Source organism: Thioclava sp. FR2, from assembly GCF_051200875.1.
Lineage (GTDB): Bacteria > Pseudomonadota > Alphaproteobacteria > Rhodobacterales > Rhodobacteraceae > Pseudotabrizicola.
Map to the genome: position 1 here is coordinate 1,934,372 of NZ_CP195191.1, position 16,039 is coordinate 1,950,410.

Consider the following 16,039-nt stretch of genomic DNA (forward strand, 5'->3'; position numbering starts at 1 on the left):
GGGCCATCGAGGTCTCACGCGACAAACGGTGGAATTTCGTCCTCCAAGGAGCAAGCGGCGATGAGGCTTCCTCTGGCGCGGCTGATCGCGAGGACGGCAGTCATTGCCAGTGTGATCGCATTTTTCGCTTTCCCGTTATTTGCGCAGGATAGCGCTGGCCCGACCCCTCTGAGCGCTCATCCTTGCAAGGTGACCATGACATGACGCGGCCCGGCCCTGTATCCGGCATGCGCGTCAGCATCGGGTGCCGGCTGCGATACAGCTTCCCGCAACCGACGCCGCTGATTGCGATGCTGAACGTACACTACTCGCGCTTTGGCGATCTGGAGCGCGCCGACTATCTCGTGACGTCGCCGAGCGTTCCGATTGAAAGCTACCGGGACGGCTTCGGCAACTGGTGCACGCGTCTGGTGGCTCCGGCGGGCGACTTCTGCCTGTCGACGGATGGCATCTTCCGCGACACGGGCCAGCCTGATCCCTCCATGCCCGGCGCGCGGCAGCACGCGGTTCAGGATCTGCCGTTCGAGACTCTCGCGTTTCTACAGGGGAGCCGGTATTGCGATACAGACCTTCTCTCGGAAGAGGCTTGGCTTCGCTTTGAGGCCACCGAACCTGGATGGTCGCGCGTCCAAGCGATCTGCGATTTCGTGCACAGGCATGTCCGCTTCGACTACATGCAAGCGAAAGCAACGCGTACCGCTTCGCAGACCATGGCCGAGGGACAGGGCGTTTGCCGTGATTTTGCTCACCTCGCTATTGCATTGTGCCGCTGCATGAACATCCCGGCGCGCTACTGCACCGGATATCTGAGCGACATCGGGGAGCCTCTTCCTCATCCGCCTGGGGACTTCGCCGCTTGGATGGAGGTCTTTCTCGCGGGTGAATGGCATATGTTCGATCCGCGGAACAACAAGCCGCGATTTGCGAGAATCCTGATCGCTCGGGGCCGCGATGCCGCCGATGTCCCTCTGACCCAGACTTTTGGTCAGAGCACTTTGACGGAATTCAAGGTCTGGACGGATGAATTGGCCTGACTGGCCTTGGTTTCCTTTTCGATGCTCCATCGTAAATGAGGTCGCCAATCCCTATATAGATAATACCTTTGTCAGTTGTCCCGGTCCGAGATGTACGAGGAGTTGGCGCCGGCCAATCGAAGGATCGATGACATATCCTTCGAGGACCTGACCGCTTGGGCTGAGGCCGCAATTAGGCCGAAGCCTGCGGAGACCCCGAAGGCCTCCGCCAAGGAGACCGAGCCCAAGGCCGCGCGAATGGAAGCCCCCGCGAAGTCGAAGATATTTTGAGACAAGCATAGTATGCGCGCCATTCTCAAACGAGGCGCGGACCACGCATAACAAACAGAGAGAGGACCACGCCGATGGAAGACCTGACTAGGAAGGCTGTTGTAGTCTTTTCCCGGCCGTTCACCGTTGCGGGCTTTGGCGAGACTCTCCCGGCAGGAGAGTACGAGATCGAAACGGAGCTGGCTTCGCCGCCGGACCAACAGGATCCCGCGGCATGGAAGGCTTCGGTTCTAGTGAAGCTTCATCCCAGGGCATCGCATCCCGGACTTGCGAGGACTCTGACCGTTTCCCTTGCCGACCTGGACCAAGCACGCGCCAGAGACAAACTCACGGGCAGGGCGTTGTCCGACGTCTTCCTTGAGGAAATGCTGGCCGATCCGATGATACGCCTCGTGATGAAGGCCGACGGCGTCTCTGAGGCGCATCTGAGACATATCTACTATGGGCACGGATCGCCCAATTCCGGTTCGAATGCGCCGTCATCGAAGTCGAGCGCCCAAAGGGTGCGGGACGAAGAGCCGATCCGGGCCGCCGAAAACGAAGGCATGCCTACGCGGCCGGACTCGTCGCCGCCCTTGCGCACCCGCCTGGCAGCGAGACAAACGTGATGGCTAAAAAGGCCATCGCCAAAGCTGCTGTGCCGGAAATCGAGATCGCGAAGGCCTTGGGCGATGTAGCGCAAGAACGCCGATGCTTGCGATGCGAAACCTCGTTCTGGAGCGAAGGCTTCGGAGAACGGATTTGCCGACGCTGCAAGGGGTTGAATGCCTGGCGGAACGCCGCGCCAATCAGCCCGGGCGCATCTCGCCGCGGCTGATCCCCACAACCGCGCGACGTCTTTCTCAAATCTAACTGGAACATCATTTTGGCCTGTTTCGACATAGTTCACACCACGACCTACAGATACCGTCAAAAGGTCCCTCTTGGGCCCCATCGGTTGATGCTACGTCCCCGAGAAACCAGGGAACTACGACTTCTCGCGCATGCCCTGTCCACTTCTCCAATGGCGACGGTAACATGGGCTCATGACGTGGCCGACAATGCGATCGCCACTGCCTTCTTCGACGGCCTTACAGATCATCTGGTGATCGAGAGCCGCTCCACCGTGGATCTCACCGCGCCAGCCTGGCCGGTCTTTGCCATCGCCGCCTCGGCTGCCCGGTACCCCTTTGCTTACGCTGCCGACGATTGGACGGATCTGGGTGCATTGACGGTACCGCAATACAGCGACCCAGACGGCCGCCTTGCCCGATGGGTCGAGGGATTCATCATGGCACGCCCGACCGACACGCTGTCTTTGCTGAAGGACATTAGCAATGGGGTTTCCACGCAAATTCTCTACCAGAGCCGCGATGACGAAGGCACCCAGTCGCCGATCGAGACCCTTGACCGGCGATGGGGCTCGTGCCGTGATTTCGCGGTCCTGCTCGCCGAAGCCGTGCGCACGCTTGGACTCGGTTCTCGCATAGTGTCCGGCTATCTATCCGACGCGGAGGAAAGCCTCCTCGGGTCTGCAGGTTATGGGTCTACCCATGCCTGGGTCGAGATATTTATTCCCGGCGCCGGATGGATATCTTTCGATCCCACGAACCGGAGTTTCGGGTCCCGTAACCTGATACCGGTCGCCGTGGCCAGGAACATCGCGCAGGTCACGCCGGTTGCAGGCACCTTTGTTGGAACAAACGTCGATTTGCTCTCGATGGAAGTATCCGTAAGGGTCGTAAGGGTCGAAAGTGCCGCGAACGTCGCGCTCGCCTGACGGCGTCAAATTGGGAATGGATTGCGCCGCCTGATCCAAACTGATCTATATCAGTGTTTTACGGGCCAGAGAAGGTTGGACGTCAGGTCCGCCCCTCTAGCGTTCGCCGATCTACACTACAAGCGGCAACTGGGCCGACCTGGTGCCCCGAAGCGGGAATTGATCAGACTTAATCGGGCGTCCGCTCTGGGCTGAGAGCGGTTGTTACTACGCTTGCAAAAGGGCAACGACTCACGGTGACAGCAGACATTCAGCCGGGAATCCAAACGACCATCTGGTCGATCAACCTGCCGAGACACGGGAAGAAGACCCCGTGCTTCGGTCGTGGTCAATTCATATTTCGCCTAAGCCACGTTGCGACCATGGATGCGATTTCGTCTGAATTGTCATCCATCATCGGCATATGTGAGTTGCCATATATTCCCTGTTTTGGCAGATCGAGGGTCTCGACTTGGCCACCCAAATCGCGAAGGGAATCCGAGTGGGCGATGGCATCGGACTTGTAGGGCTTCCACGCCTTGTGACTGTCACAATTATCCCCCCAGACGTAAAAGTGCGGGACGCGTGCTGATCTGGCGAGCCCTTCCTTGTCAAGGTTCGGCGCCCCCGCAGGTTCCAGCAGCACAACAGCAGCGATGCGCTCAGGCATGCGGGCGGCCAAGGACTGGGCGAACCAGCCCCCTTGCGAGTGCGCGATGACAATGACGCGATCAAACCGCGCGACAAGCTGCATATAGGCGGCGATGGTCGTCTCGGCATTGGTTGTCCAGCGCGGCACGAACTGCGCGCAGAGTTGGTCAAATCGCCTGATCGGGAACCGCTGGCCGGAAAACGGGCGGCGGTCGGCGAAATCCTCGGCTTCACCCATACGGAAAAGATACCAGGCATCCTCAGCCGTCCGGAACAGGGGCGCGCTGTCGTAGATCTGCGGATAGGGCGACCATGAGGCACGTCCTCGCTCGACAGCGTCCGACACGACGACATCGTGTCCTTGCCTCAGGAAGAACTGAGACCAACCGGGGCGGTCGTCGGGGGTGGTTTCCCATGTGACGCCGGTCATCGCGCCGCCGTGCCAGAACAGGATCGGCACATCGCTGCGTGGCTGTTCCAGCATGAAATGCTGGGCGTAAAGTTGGCCGCTGACATAATGCCCGTTCATATCAACGGTGCGCGGTGCCGCGTCAGGGGAAACCCGGACTTCTTGCCGAGGCTGGCCTACGAGTTCAACCGTGGCACCGCCGACATGGAAGGACCGGATGTCGCGCAGAGAAATCGCACTATCGCTCATGACAGGGCCTCCGAACTGTCACAGGACGCTATTTGCGAGGGTTCCACGGCGATCAGGCGGACCCGCACCGTGCTTTTCGTGCTATCTCTCAAGATGTCGTGCAGGCGACGCGCTGTCGCGTTTCGGATCTCTGAAGTGCGCGCTTCCGAGCCGCGATGATGTACAAGACACAAGGTGTCACACCCCGCAGGCGTGTTCAGTGCGACAGTGATCATGACCTGCACAAGGCGCGGATCGGTCGAGAGTCCTTCAACAAGGGCCGCCTTCAGATTGGTGGTTGTTGTGTCGACATCAACCGCCATGTTCCCGACTACGTTTGGAGCGACGATGATCTGAGCTATGGGCATGGATCTCTCCTATCTTGCGCCGAAGACGAGGTCTGGCAGCCAAGTAGAAACTGACGGAACCAGAGTGATGAAGACCAACAGCACCAACATCAGTCCAATGTAGGGCGTCACGCCCCGGATCACCTTGTCGATGCCTGTGTCTGCAACGGATTTCAGAACGAACAGGTTCAACCCGACCGGAGGCGTCAGCAGAGCGATTTCCATGTTCACGACAAGGATCACCCCGAAGTGAATCGGATCGATGTCCAGCTTAAGAAGGACAGGCACGATCAGCGGCACAAAGATCAGGATGACTGAGATAACCTCAAGGAACATACCAAGGATGAACATGATGATATTGGCCGCAATCAGGAACTCGAGCGCGGTCAAGTCCATCCGCTCGATGAAATCGACCAAGGCCCGGGTGACGCCCGCACCGGTCAGCCAATGAGCAAACGTCAGAGCCGCCAGAACGATAAAGATGATGACGCCTGTTTGCCGCACGCCATCGGCAAGGATCGGCAACACATCCCGCAGCCGGATTTCGCGGTAGAAGGTTAATGATACGATCATGGCGACAACTGCCGAAAGACCCGCAGCCTCGGAGATCGTGACAAGGCCAGAGTAGATACCACCAAGAATGATTGTTGGGACAAGCAAAGCCGGAAGGGCGTTCAAGTTGGCAGTAATGAACTCTTGCCGGTCCATTGGTTCTTCTACCGGCAGGTCATAGCGAACTGCGTAATAGCGGACGTAGGCCATCAGAAGCGCAGCCTGAATGAGCCCGGGGATCACACCGGCCAAGAAAAGCCGTGGCACGGACTCGTCCACGATAATGCCGTAGATCAGCATCGCCAATGAGGGTGGAATAAGGATACCCAACGTGCCACCTGCCCCGATTGTGCCTGTAGCAAAGGTGATCGGGTAACCGCGTTGTTTCATGGCCGGGATCAACACCGCCCCAATGGCCAGCGCAGTGGCGACTGATGAGCCGGAGATGGCCGCAAAGACGGCAGTCGCAAGAATGCAGACAATGCCAAGCGCACCACGCGTCCGACCAACCCAAGCTGATGCCATAGCGATCAATGCCCGGGCTACACCGCCGCGCTGCATAAACGTTGCCGCGATCACAAAGAGGGGCACCGCAACAAGTGTGTAGGAATTCAGGTGGTTTGCGTATTGCTGTCCGAGCGAAACAAGCGGGTTACCCTCGACCAACCAGACCATGACAGCAAGACCGGACAGGACAAGGTAAATCGGCACGCCGACGAGCAAGAGGATGAAGAAGAGGATCAGGACAATCGTCAGGAGCATGCGTTCAACCCTCCCGACCGGAGGCGATCATGACGATCTGCCAAAGGTAGGTTGCCGCAGAAAGGCCAAAGCCCACGGGAATTGCGGAATAATAGATCCACATCGGAAAGCGGATGGAACTGTCCGACCGTTCGCCGAGCATGATCGCGAAGTCGACCATCAGCCAGCCGGCCCAAGCAATGCAGCCCGCGACGACCAACCCGAAGAGGCAGGTAAAAAGCCGAAGTGCCACCTGAACGCGTTCCGACAGACACTCGGCCAGCATTTCCACACTGACGTGCATCTTGTCCCGGATCAATCGACTGGCGCTCAGCATGACAGCCCAGCCGATCAGATACACGGTCACCTCGGCGCCCCAGTCGGGCAATTTTGTCGGCGCGACATAGCGCAGGACGGACTCGCTGACCGTCAGGAGAGCGGCCGCGAGGGCAAGGAGACCGGTTGCCCCGGTCTCCATCCCAACAAGAAAAGGTTTCATCCGCAGGTCCGCCTGATCATTCGCCTGTCACGGCAGCAATCTTGTCGATGAAGGCCGGGTCGATGCCCAACTCCTCGACCAGCGCGGGTTGTACGGCCATCAGCGTTTGGCGCATTGCACGCAAGGCTTCCGCGTCGGGCTCGGATGTTACAATCCCGTTCTGTGCATTCAAATCCCGAGCCTGTTGTTGACGCTCGTCCGCAAAGTCGCGTTGCGCGTCGACCATCTCGTCCCATGTGTCGATCAAAATTGCCCGAAGGTCCTCGGGCAGCCTGTCCAGCGCGCGCGTGCTGATCAGGGGAACATATTGGACGATCGCTTGACGGTCCTCCATCGCGTATTTGACGCCAGCATCCCAAAGCTTTGCTGACGCGACCGATTCTTGCGTGGACCAAAGCGACGAGATCGTCCCGGTCTGCAAGGCTTGTGGCACGTCCGGCCAAGCGATCTGCACGGGGACAGCCCCCATCTTCTCATACCGCTGCACGGTCGCAGGACCACCGGGCACCCGCACCTTAAGCCCGGCAAGATCGGATGGGGTCTTCAGTTCGACGTCTGTCGAAAAGACCGTGCCAAACCCAAGATCGATCGGACGCCCCAGCACAGTCACGCCAAGCGTTTCCTCGATCTTTTTGTGCAAAGCGTCACCAACCTCACCGTCCACCACGGCGTAGATCTGGTCACGACCAAGACCATAGAACATCGGCAGTTGCTCGAAATCCGACTCAGGGACGAAACGCGAAATCAACTGATACTGAGGGATCGCCATATCGATCGCGCCCTGAGCTACTGCTGCAGCCGCTTCGCTATCCTTGTATTTCGCGGCAGCCTCGAAAATCTCAAGTTCAAGCTTGCCGCCGGATTTTTCCTCGATCGCTTGCGCGAAGTCCTTGAGCCAGACGTTGCGCACATGCTGAGGGCTGGTGTCGAGTGTGACCGTGATGGTGAAATCAGCGGCGAATGCCGCACCGGCGATAAGGGCGCTTGTGGCAGTGGTCGCGATGAGTGCCAGACGTTTCATGTATTCCTCCCAGAAAACTGCCAATCGGTAATAGCGCAGTCTGGCAGAATATTCTCATATGGATTACATCTACCGACATATGAAAAGATGTATGGATCATGGCTCAACTCGCTCATCAATTTGACCTTGCCCGCCTCCGCGCCTTTATGATTGTGGCCGAAGAAGGGTCGATCACTGCTGCGGCGACAAAACTTGGCGTGGCACAGCCGGCGCTTTCAGCATCGATCCGTCGCCTTGAAGACGATCTGGGTCAGCCTTTGTTCGAACGCTTACCCCGCGGTGTGGTGCTGACTCAGACGGGCCGGCATCTGCTGCCCAAGGTCTATGAGGTGTTTGGGATTCTCGGCAAACTTCAGACGGAACTTCAGGAGATCGGGTTTGAACCATCTGGCGACGTGTCGATTGGTCTGCCGCCTTCTGTCTCGGTCGTGATGACTCAACCATTGTTGCATAGTCTGTCCACGATTTTTCCCAAAGTTTCTCTGCGAATTGTCGAGGCAATGTCTGGCTATCTATACGACTGGGTCGGCGCCGGAGAACTTGACATAGCGGTCACGTTCAACACCCGCGATACCGATACCGTGATGTCGCGGCAGCTTATGCAAGAAGAGATGATGCTTATCGGCGCAGCCAAGAAAATGGTGGATATGCCGAACCCGTTTCCGGTCAGAAAAATTCCCGAACTGCCACTGATCGTCACCTCGGCCCGCCACACCTTGCGGTCTGATCTGGAACGACAAATCGAGGCAATTGGGCTGAAAATGAATATCTTGTATGAGATTGACGCAGGTCATCAGTTAGTAAAGCTGGTGAGCGCTGGAGCAGGTTTCGGCGTGTTTGCGCAAAGCGCATTTGCTGGTGAGTTGATCACTGGTCAGGTGGCCGCCATTCCTCTTGAGCCACGGTATCTGCGTACGGTGGGGCTTAGCCATCATCGCCGTATGCTTGGTGATCCGGCACTGACAAGAGTGTTGGAGGAGGTTGAGAAATTGGCATTGGACCTACACGCTTCTGGTGCTTGGCCAACCTGAATGAGGAAATGTCGGCACTTGATCGGGCGCTTGGGTCTGCCGAATTACTGCAATTAGCCCCGTAGTAAGCTTTTAAGATGGCACATTGTCCTTCTAGCGGCAGTGATCATGCGCGACCGGAACGGCGGTTCCCCTCGGAATCTCACGCCTGAAGGCTGTATGAAGTTGATCCAAGGCTCAATAGATGACCGATCCGGCAGAACTGCATCGCAGGAATAGCCGATTTATCGATTGACAGCTGTGCACCGACCGGCGCGTGGCACACCGGTCGGCGGAGTTGTTAGATATCTATCCCTTCAGACAAGGACAGCGCATCGTCTAGGTCGACCCCCAGATAGCGAACGGTGCTGTCCATCTTGGTGTGCCCGAACAAAAGTTGAACGGCGCGCAAGTTGCCTGTCTTTTTTTTGTAAATCCCGGCAACCTTCGTGCGCCGCATCGAATGGGTGCCATAGGCGCTCGCTTCAAGCCCGATCGAGAGAACCCAGTCGCGCACGATGCGTGCATACTGACGTGTCGACAAGTGCGGGCTAGCATGGACACGGCTGGGCCAAAGATATTCGGCACCGATCATTTCTGGATCTTTGACCCAACGCTCCACCGACAGTCGCGTGGTCTCGGTAATCTCGAAAGGGACAGGCTTGCGTGTGAGCTGCTACCGCGGTTTGGACCACCCGGCTGGAGATCTTCCGGGGGTGATGGCTCAGGGTGGCGGTGCCGCACCTGGTCCGTTCATCAGCGTTATCGGCGGGTTGTTCCCGATCGCGCTGTGGGGACGGACTTCGTTGTAGTCCCTACGCCATTGCTCCATCTTTGATCGGGCGTCGTCAAGGTTCATGAACCAATGGGCATTCAGGCACTCTGCCCGGAACTTGCCATTGAAGCTTTCAATGAAGGCATTGTCCGTCGGCTTGCCTGGCCGAGAGAAGTCGAGAACCACGCCCTTCTGGTAGGCCCAGAGGTCGAGATCCCGGGAGATGAACTCTGAGCCCTGATCGACACGGATCGCCTTTGGGTAACCGATTTCCTTGCAGACCCGCTCGAGGGTGCGGACTACGTCTTCGCCGCGATAGCTGAACCGGGGATCTGTCGCCGGCGAGAAACGCGAGTATGTGTCCACGATGGTCAGGACGCGGATCTTGCGGCCGGTGACCAGCTGGTCATGCACGAAGTCCATGGCCCAGGTCTCGTTGGTCATGGTCGCTTCGCTCCGATCCGCGCGCAGCTTGGCTTTGACTCGACGCTTCGGCGTCTTGTTCCGCAACTGCAAACCCATCTCCTTGTAAAGGCGGTAGATCCTCTTGGCATTCACTTCCCAGCCCTCTCGCCGTAGCAGCGCGTGGATACGCCTGTTGCCGTAGCGCACGCGAGTCTCGGCAATCTCCTTGATGCGGTTCTTGAGCTCGGCCTGATCGTCGCCATGCGGTCGATAGTGATAGCTGGACCGCTGGGCTTGCAGGACGCTGCAGGCCCGGCGGATGCTGACGTTCCAGATGGTCCGGAGATCGTCGACAACCGCCCGGCGGCGAGCAGGCCTCAAAGCTAATGGGATGGTTCACCCCCGTCGCCCCAGGCAACAATCGTTGGACTTCAACTTGGGAGGTATCAAGATGCACATCGACCCTAAAACCTGCGCTGTCTTCGGCGTCGACATTGGCAAGACGCTTTTTCACGTTGTGGGCCTCGACGCCTCGGGCGCTCCTGTCCAGAACATCAAGCTACGGCGCGACACAATTCTTCAGTTCTTCGCGCAGGCAGACTCGACCCTCGTCGGCATGGAAGCCTGTCCGGGTTCGCAGTGGCTTGCCAGGAAGCTTCGGGAGCTCGACCATGATGTCCGCATCATCCCGGCTCAGTTCGTAAAGCCCTACGTGAAGTCGCACAAGAACGACATTATCGATGCCGAGGCGATCGCGGAATCTGCGACCAGACCGACGATGCGGTTCGTCGGGATCAAGGAGGCGCATCAGGTCGATTTGCAGATGCTGCATCGTGTTCGCAGTCGGCTGGTGAAAGGACGAACCAATCTCATATGCCAGATGCGGTCGTATTGCTTGGAACACGGCGTCGCGCTTCGCCAAGGTGCCGGGGTATTCAAGCTCGATATCGTCCGCGCGATCGATAATCTCGAGAACGATTTGACTGATCGAGCACAGGTTGTCTTGCGTGAGCTGCAAGAGGACCTTCTCCGCCTTGAAGAACGGATCCTCAGCGTCTCGGCCGAGATTAAGAACATCGCAGACAGGGACGAAACTGCGCGTCGGCTTATGACCATTCCTGGTGTCGGCCCACTTGGGGCGACGGCAATCCTTGCATCCATTGGTGAACCCACGCGCTTCAAGAAAGCACGAGATGTTGCTGCCTGGCTGGGACTTGTGCCGAGGCAACATTCTACTGGGGGCAAACAGACGCTGCTCGGCATAGCGAAGCGCGGGAGCAGCTATGTCCGAACGCTTCTAATCCACGGCGCCCGGTCAGTCTTGATGCATCTCGATCGCGCCAAGGACCGGCTTGGCCTGTGGGTGGACGGGCTCCGAACCAGGATGCACGTGAACAAGGTGACTGTCGCACTGGCCGCTAAATTGGCGAGGGTGATCTGGGTGGTGCTCAGCAAACCTGGGGCCACATACGAACGGCGTGCTCCCGAAGGGATCTGCGTCTAAACCTATCCGGAAATCCCGGATCAGAATGCGAGGCTCGAAATGATGACGAAAAGGATGATCGACGCGCTATAAACTTGTTCCGAAAGCGGGCTCCGTGCCCGAACAAGCTAATTGGGAACGGCGCGTGCGGATCTCATCATGGCCTGGCTGGAAAACCAGCCCACTCGCGAGAGGCCGGATACATTTATGCAATCCTGAACGTCATCAGGAAAAACCTTGCACAGGCGGGGCGAACCATACATTTCGGCGAATGACGTCCTGCAGCATTGCCTTGTCGAGTGAGAGGTCGGCGACCAGACGCTTCAGCTTCGAGTTCTCCGCCTCGAGCAGCTTCAGCCGCTTCATCTCCGACGGCATCAGCCCGCCATACTTCTTGCGCCAGTTGTAGAACGTCGCTGCCGCAATCCCAGCCTTGCGGCACACCTCGACTACCGACGTGCCGTCCTCAACCTGCTTCAGCACAAACGCGATCTGTGCCTCCGTGAACTTTGACATCTTCATGGAATCCTCCTCGTCCCGCACACGGGATCATAAGTGGAAAATTCCAGCTCAGATCGGTCCAGTTCTCCGGCAGCAGGTCACCTCTTGGGGGTCTAGTGGCACCCCTACGGAGAGAAACGCGGAGCGGTTCTACACCGATGGTCAGGGGGACGTTACATAGCTCGCCCACTTCTCCAGAACATCTCGCCTTTCCTCCAGAAGATCTGATCGCTGGTAGGCCGCATCGAGGGCTCTTGGCTGATGCGCCAACACGAAATCTGCAACCATCTTCCGAACGCCAGATTCCGCCATCCAACTCCCCAAACAGGCACGCAAGCCATGTACAGTCAGGCTCGGATCAAACCTCTTGATCGCGTTGAACAACAAGTTTTCATGCGGCGGCGGTTCACCCAGGACATATCGGAGACGCCCCGTCTCCGGTCGAATACCATCGATCACAGCCAGAGCAGGAGTCGATAGAGGCTGCCGATGCTCTTTACGGGTCTTCATTCCAAGCGCTGGCGTCGTCCAGATACCCCGCTTCAGATCAAGGTGCGCCCATTCCATCATCCGGATCTCGCCGCTGCGCTTGCCTGTCAACAAGGCCAGTGAAAGTCCAGCTCTGGCAGGGGCGCTCAGATCAGGATTTGCCGTAATCCAGCGCCAAAGTTCCACTGCGCGCTCAGGCTCCAATGCGGCATGATGGCGGATGATGCGGACCTTTGATGGCATTGATCTGACGGGTGGGCATGGGTTGAAGTCGCACCAGCCCCGGTCAACGGCATAATCGAGGATACGTTCGATGTTGCTGCGCAAGCGCTTTCCCACGGTCTGCGTCACAAGCCAGACGTCACGGAGCGCATCGACGATCTCTGATCGTTGGAGGGCGTTGACCTGCCGCTCGCCCAATGCGGGGAAGGCATGATCGCGAACTTGCTGAAATACCTGTCGCCGGTAGTCGTGATTGGAGATCCCGCCGCTGGCGTGTTCCTCGAACCATTTGGTGGCGGCCTCCCGGAATGTTGGTGTTGCGTTCCGAGATGACACGCGGTCACCGGTAACAATCTGAGACAACGCGATGGGGTCCAATGTGACGGCCAAAGCGTTCCTGATTGTCTGAACGCCATGGCCTGCCTTGACGAGACCTTTGATCGCCGATGCTGCCGCGCGCGCCGCCTCTGCCTTGACCTCGGGCCATGGGCCGATCGTGAAGTTCACCCTCTTGCCTCCAACGACGATCCGGGCGACCCAAGTGATGCGTCCCGTTGAACGGGCGAAGGCGTAAAGATTTGGCGTCCCATCGGGTGCCCAGACCTCTTTCTGGCGGGCGGAGAGGGCTTCCAGATACTTGTATCTGAGACACCGTGAAACGACATATCCCATAAAAACAAAGGAATATGGCACGCCATGAACATCTTGGGAAAAGAATAAGGGGGGCAGACAGCCCCCCTCGCCTGCAACACTCATCGACAACGCCAGTCAATTCTGATATTTCTGTCATTACAGAAATAATAGGCGATTCTCCGATGCACCTCACCCCCGCCATGCAGAACTTCATCCTCCACTGGGGGGAAATGGGGGCCAAATGGGGGGTCAACCGCTCGGTCGCCCAGATCCACGCCCTTCTGCACATCTCGCCAACGCCACTCGACGCTGAAGAAATCTCCGAAACCCTCGGTCTCGCGCGTTCCAATGTCTCAACGGGGCTGAAAGAGTTGCAGGGCTGGAAACTGGTCAAGGCCTCGCGCGCCCTTGGTGAACGCCGCGATGTCTTCACCTCGGTGCAGGACATGTTCGACCTTGTGACCGTCGTCGTCGAAGGCCGCCGCGAGCGTGAATTCGCCCCAACGGTGGAAGCGCTGCGCACCGTCGCGGCCGAGGCCGAGGCCGATGCCACTCCTGATCCGGTCAAGGCTCGGATGAAGGAAACACTCGAAACCATGCAGATGTTCGACGATTGGTACCGCGACATCTCGAAACTCCCCCGCGGCGTGCAACTGACCCTGATGAAACTGGGCGGCAAGATCGCCCGGTTCCTGCCCAAGGGCTAACCGCCCAAAAATTTTTGACTCAAAATTTCAGGAATTACAGAAATGACCGTATCAACCGTAAGGTACCACCTGCTCGACCCCGTGGCCTTTTCACTCGCCCTTGTGCTTGCCCCCCTGCTGGTGGCCGTGGTGTTCTTCTGGGTCATCCTTATCCCGGTCTTTGCCGTGCCCTTCGGGATGCCAGTCTATCTGATCTTTGGCACGCCCATGCTCTTGATCCTAGTCACCCGCATCCCGGTCACGCCTTGGCATTTCGGTCTCTGCGGCTTTGCCTTGGAACTCGCTCTGGTCCTGTTTCACGCCGCCACCGAACATCTGATCGACTACGACTACGACCTCGGCGTCCTCCTGCTCTGGGGTCTGCCGATTGCCCCCCTTTGGACGGCCACCTTCGCCCGCCTCTACCGCTATTTCTACAACTCAATCTACCGTGCTTTGTGAAAGGACACGCCATGACCTTCCTTTACTTCCTTCTCACCCTCCCCGTTCTCTCTGGCCTCACCTTCGCCATCCGCGCCATCGCCGCCAAGGCAGGGGAATGCCCCAGCAACACGGCGGCGGCTCGACTGGTGGGCGCGTCCGTTGCACTCGGGTATCTGACTTTGGGCGGCGGTGCCGTGGTCGTTCTGGCGGGCCTCTTTGCCGCCTTGGGACCGCAGGCCCCCAACCTCTTCTTCTGCGCGGGGCTTGCGATCATCCTTCTCGGCCTTGGCTTCACCCATGCCCTGACCCTGCTGCGCGCAAGCCTCACGCCGAGAACATCGGAGACGGCCAGCACACCGCTTGAACCCGTGCTCGCCTGACATCAAAAAAGCCGCCCCAAACCGGGGCGGCTTTCTTCCATTTCCAACTTTTGCTCAGGCCAAGCCCCGCTTCACGCTGTGCCCACGGATAAACAACGGGAAAACCACGCTAAGCACACGCTTTGCACACGGCCCGAATTACAAGCTCGCGGCCTCATAGATCGGCGCGAAGGACTGGTGCCAGTCGCCTTGATACAGCTTCAGCCAATGGTCGGCCTGAACCTCTCCGGTCGCAATCGACTGCATCAGGGGGCCAAGGAAAACCTCTTCCCCAAGTCCCCGCCCAGCCAATCCGGCATGGGAAAGCGCCACCGCAGCGCGGGCCAGATCCAGCAGTTTCACACCGTTCGCCTCGCCCTTCAGCGCCGAAACCGAGGCCGCAACCCGCAGCCCTTCGCGGGTCTCCGCGTCAAAGCTCTTGACCAGATCCCACGCCGCATCAAGCGCTGTCTGGTCATACATCAAGCCCACCCAGAAAGCCGGCAAGGCATTGAGATGGCTTTCATTTCCGCAATCCGCGCCGCGCATTTCAATGTATTTCTTGACCCGCGCCTCGGGGAAAACCGTGGTCAGATGGTCGGCCCAATCGCTCAGCGTCGGCTTTTCACCGGGCAGCGCGGGCAACTCGCCTTTCAGGAAATCGCGGAAGCTCTGGCCCAAGGCGTTGTGATAGACCCCATCGCGATAGACGAAGTACATCGGCACGTCCAAAACCCAATCTACATAACGCTGAAAGCCGAAACCTTCTTCAAAAACAAAGGGAAGCATCCCCGTCCGGCTGGCATCCAGATCCCGCCAGATGCGCGACCGCCAGCTACGATGCCCATTCACCTTGCCATCAAAGAAGGGGGAGGACGCAAAAAGCGCGGTCGCCACAGGCTGCAACGCCAAAGCCACCCGCATCTTCTTCACCATATCGGCTTCCGACGCGAAATCGAGGTTCACCTGCACTGTCGATGTCCGATACATCATCTGGGTGCCATGCGTGCCAACACGGCCCATATAGTCGGTCATCAACCGATACCGCCCCTTGGGCATGCGCGGCATGTCGTCATGCGACCATTCCGGCGGGGCACCGATCCCCATGAATTTCACGCCCATCGGCCCCGCCACGGCGGCGACTTCTTCCAGATGGTTGCGCAGCTCGGCAGCCCCCTGATGGAGGGTTTCCAACGGCGCACCCGAAAGCTCGAACTGCCCACCGGGTTCAAGACTGATATTCGCGCCGTTGCGGTTCAGCCCGATAACATTGCCCGCCTCAGTCATCGGGGTCCAACCAAAGCTTTCAGCAAGCCCTTGGAAAATAGCGGAAATCGAACGATCCCCAGCATAGGGCAAGGGCTGCTTCGTATCGGTCAGCCAGCCAAATTTTTCGTGCTCGGTACCAATCCGCCACTGGGCTTTCGGTTTGCAGCCCGATTCCAGATAGCCTGCAAGCTGATCAAAGCTTTCAATCAAACCACCACCGGATTGAGGAATAGACATTTTGGGAAGGCTCCGGTCTTGGTCGTCACAGGATGA

At 58.4% G+C, this 16,039-nt stretch carries 15 protein-coding genes and 3 pseudogenes; 8 read left to right on the top strand and 10 right to left on the bottom strand.

Features of this window, described 5'->3' with window-relative positions; genetic code table 11:
- The first annotated feature begins 227 nt into the window (after positions 1 to 227).
- The 3 genes from ACSBLW_RS09380 (at position 228) to ACSBLW_RS09390 (ending at position 3,063) form a co-directional block, all read left to right on the top strand.
- Positions 228 to 1,034, top strand: a complete 807-nt coding sequence (locus ACSBLW_RS09380) for a transglutaminase-like domain-containing protein (protein ID WP_435260084.1) — start codon at positions 228 to 230, stop codon at positions 1,032 to 1,034.
- Positions 1,035 to 1,378: 344 nt separating this feature from the next.
- On the top strand, positions 1,379 to 1,912 hold the full coding sequence (locus ACSBLW_RS09385) for a hypothetical protein (RefSeq protein ID WP_435259945.1): 534 nt from the start codon (positions 1,379 to 1,381) through the stop codon (positions 1,910 to 1,912).
- 257 nt (positions 1,913 to 2,169) lie between these two features.
- On the top strand, positions 2,170 to 3,063 hold the full coding sequence (locus ACSBLW_RS09390; protein WP_435259946.1) for a transglutaminase family protein: 894 nt from the start codon (positions 2,170 to 2,172) through the stop codon (positions 3,061 to 3,063).
- 328 nt (positions 3,064 to 3,391) lie between these two features.
- Here the strand turns inward: ACSBLW_RS09390 and ACSBLW_RS09395 are convergent, their stop codons facing one another.
- The 5 genes from ACSBLW_RS09395 to dctP are packed head-to-tail and all read right to left on the bottom strand — an operon-like array spanning position 3,392 to position 7,490.
- On the bottom strand, positions 3,392 to 4,351 hold the full coding sequence (locus ACSBLW_RS09395; RefSeq protein WP_435259947.1) for an alpha/beta fold hydrolase: 960 nt from the start codon (positions 4,349 to 4,351) through the stop codon (positions 3,392 to 3,394).
- The gene (locus tag ACSBLW_RS09400; RefSeq protein ID WP_435259948.1) at positions 4,348 to 4,698 is read right to left on the bottom strand and encodes a hypothetical protein; all 351 of its coding nucleotides are present in this window, start codon (positions 4,696 to 4,698) and stop codon (positions 4,348 to 4,350) included. Before ACSBLW_RS09400 ends, ACSBLW_RS09395 begins: the two co-directional genes overlap by 4 nt.
- Before the next feature lie 9 nt (positions 4,699 to 4,707).
- The gene (locus ACSBLW_RS09405) at positions 4,708 to 5,991 is read right to left on the bottom strand and encodes a TRAP transporter large permease (RefSeq protein WP_435259949.1); all 1,284 of its coding nucleotides are present in this window, start codon (positions 5,989 to 5,991) and stop codon (positions 4,708 to 4,710) included.
- Between the two features lie 4 nt (positions 5,992 to 5,995).
- Positions 5,996 to 6,469 (bottom strand): TRAP transporter small permease, encoded by a 474-nt coding sequence (locus ACSBLW_RS09410; protein ID WP_435259950.1) that lies wholly within the window; start codon positions 6,467 to 6,469, stop codon positions 5,996 to 5,998.
- A gap of 16 nt (positions 6,470 to 6,485) precedes the next feature.
- A complete protein-coding gene (gene dctP / locus ACSBLW_RS09415; RefSeq protein WP_435259951.1) occupies positions 6,486 to 7,490 on the bottom strand; it encodes a TRAP transporter substrate-binding protein DctP in 1,005 nt (334 codons plus the stop codon).
- Between the two features lie 98 nt (positions 7,491 to 7,588).
- Here dctP and ACSBLW_RS09420 point away from each other — a divergent pair, with 98 nt between their 5' ends.
- Entirely contained in the window at positions 7,589 to 8,521 is a 933-nt protein-coding gene (locus ACSBLW_RS09420) for a LysR family transcriptional regulator (RefSeq protein ID WP_435259952.1), read from the top strand.
- Positions 8,522 to 8,801: 280 nt separating this feature from the next.
- Here the strand turns inward: ACSBLW_RS09420 and ACSBLW_RS09425 are convergent.
- Together ACSBLW_RS09425 and ACSBLW_RS09430 are read right to left on the bottom strand one after the other, a co-directional pair.
- Positions 8,802 to 9,170 (bottom strand): annotated as a pseudogene (locus ACSBLW_RS09425) (tyrosine-type recombinase/integrase); the annotation flags it as partial.
- 54 nt (positions 9,171 to 9,224) lie between these two features.
- Positions 9,225 to 10,064 (bottom strand): annotated as a pseudogene (locus ACSBLW_RS09430) (IS3 family transposase); the annotation flags it as partial.
- A 67-nt stretch (positions 10,065 to 10,131) separates the two neighbouring features.
- On the opposite strand from ACSBLW_RS09430, the gene ACSBLW_RS09435 reads away from it, so the two are divergent.
- A complete protein-coding gene (locus ACSBLW_RS09435) occupies positions 10,132 to 11,184 on the top strand; it encodes an IS110 family transposase (RefSeq protein WP_435259953.1) in 1,053 nt (350 codons plus the stop codon).
- 243 nt (positions 11,185 to 11,427) lie between these two features.
- On the opposite strand, the pseudogene ACSBLW_RS09440 reads toward ACSBLW_RS09435, so the two are convergent.
- Both ACSBLW_RS09440 and ACSBLW_RS09445 read right to left on the bottom strand, forming a co-directional pair.
- Positions 11,428 to 11,685 (bottom strand): annotated as a pseudogene (locus tag ACSBLW_RS09440) (transposase); the annotation flags it as partial.
- A gap of 141 nt (positions 11,686 to 11,826) precedes the next feature.
- A complete protein-coding gene (locus tag ACSBLW_RS09445) occupies positions 11,827 to 13,068 on the bottom strand; it encodes a tyrosine-type recombinase/integrase (protein ID WP_435259954.1) in 1,242 nt (413 codons plus the stop codon).
- A 122-nt stretch (positions 13,069 to 13,190) separates the two neighbouring features.
- On the opposite strand from ACSBLW_RS09445, the gene ACSBLW_RS09450 reads away from it, so the two are divergent.
- From ACSBLW_RS09450 to ACSBLW_RS09460, 3 genes are read left to right on the top strand one after another with little or no spacing between them, the layout of a single operon-like run.
- A complete protein-coding gene (locus tag ACSBLW_RS09450) occupies positions 13,191 to 13,715 on the top strand; it encodes a GbsR/MarR family transcriptional regulator (protein WP_435259955.1) in 525 nt (174 codons plus the stop codon).
- Positions 13,716 to 13,757: 42 nt separating this feature from the next.
- Positions 13,758 to 14,156: a hypothetical protein gene (locus ACSBLW_RS09455; RefSeq protein WP_435259956.1), complete on the top strand. Its 399-nt coding sequence runs from the start codon at positions 13,758 to 13,760 to the stop codon at positions 14,154 to 14,156.
- Between the two features lie 11 nt (positions 14,157 to 14,167).
- On the top strand, positions 14,168 to 14,518 hold the full coding sequence (locus tag ACSBLW_RS09460; RefSeq protein ID WP_435259957.1) for a hypothetical protein: 351 nt from the start codon (positions 14,168 to 14,170) through the stop codon (positions 14,516 to 14,518).
- Positions 14,519 to 14,656: 138 nt separating this feature from the next.
- Here ACSBLW_RS09460 and ACSBLW_RS09465 read toward each other — a convergent pair whose 3' ends face one another.
- Entirely contained in the window at positions 14,657 to 16,003 is a 1,347-nt protein-coding gene (locus ACSBLW_RS09465) for a glutamate--cysteine ligase (RefSeq protein ID WP_435259958.1), read from the bottom strand.
- Positions 16,004 to 16,039: the final 36 nt, after the last annotated feature.